The following is an 895-nucleotide window of genomic DNA, read 5'->3' as shown; positions in this document are numbered from 1 at the left end:
TTCGGTAGATTGGAAGAGTTTAATACCTTAAAAAATGACGAGAAAAAACGTGCTTATATTCATACGCCGTTGAGGAGTCATTTAAAAAGTTATTGTTTTTATAAGTTATTACCATTGCGATGCTAAAGTGTATACATTTGTCAAAACAATCGCAGACGCTGACGATGTTATTCTTGCAAGCCCTGTTTATCACAGGTCTTATTCAGAGACTTTGAAGAACGCTTTTGATAATTTAGATTGTGATGCTTTTTTGGATAAAGCTGTTGGTCTTCTCTCTCATGGCAGTACAGCAAAAAATGCGCTACTGTCATGTGAATATTTGGGACAACGTATTGATTTATAATGATAATTTAGCGTTATTCATATTGAATTAGAACTCCGAATAACGTAGGATTCTCTCATTTCAAATCTGTGTATGTTGAATCAATCAAAACCATTTGCTTGCACGTCAAAAGCGGAGCTGGCGTGTGGGTAAAAACTGTATAAGAAAGGAGTAAAAATGGCTCTTATGAACCGTCTTAATGCGAGGTCTGTCGCAACATTGGGAGCTGGCAAATATAATGATGGTGCCGGCTTGTTACTTCATAAGCGTAAAGATGGAGGTGCTCAATGGCTTTATCGTTATACCATTCATGGTGGCGCCGCGAAATGGGCTTGGGTGCATTAAGACATGTTTCTTTAAAAAAAGCGCGTGAATTGGCAAATCAATGGCGTTCTGTTTTGCATGAGGGTTGTGACCCCATTAAAGAACGCAATAAACAAAAGCGTGAAACAATGCGTAATCTTCATTATTTAAAAGATATTGCTTTGGATACTTTTGGAGAAGGTCTAGCAGCTCTGGGCTGTGAAATTTTCATTAAAAAGGTCTGAGTTATCATGGATTATTTCTGTGCTG

The 895-nt window shown here is 37.7% G+C and carries 1 protein-coding gene and 1 pseudogene; both read left to right on the top strand.

The genetic code is table 11. From position 1 onward, the window contains the following. The first annotated feature begins 127 nt into the window (after positions 1–127). On the top strand, positions 128–343 hold the full coding sequence (locus tag ACFIL8_RS11245) for an NADPH-dependent FMN reductase (protein WP_375613708.1): 216 nt from the start codon (positions 128–130) through the stop codon (positions 341–343). A 156-nt stretch (positions 344–499) separates the two neighbouring features. After that, positions 500–840 (top strand): annotated as a pseudogene (locus ACFIL8_RS11240) (Arm DNA-binding domain-containing protein); the annotation flags it as partial. Between the last annotated feature and the right edge of the window lie 55 nt (positions 841–895).

Source organism: Bartonella sp. AP57NXGY, assembly GCF_042195805.1.
GTDB lineage: Bacteria > Pseudomonadota > Alphaproteobacteria > Rhizobiales > Rhizobiaceae > Bartonella.
Note: the sequence above shows the minus strand (reverse complement) of the source record. Positions and strands in the feature narration are given on the sequence as shown.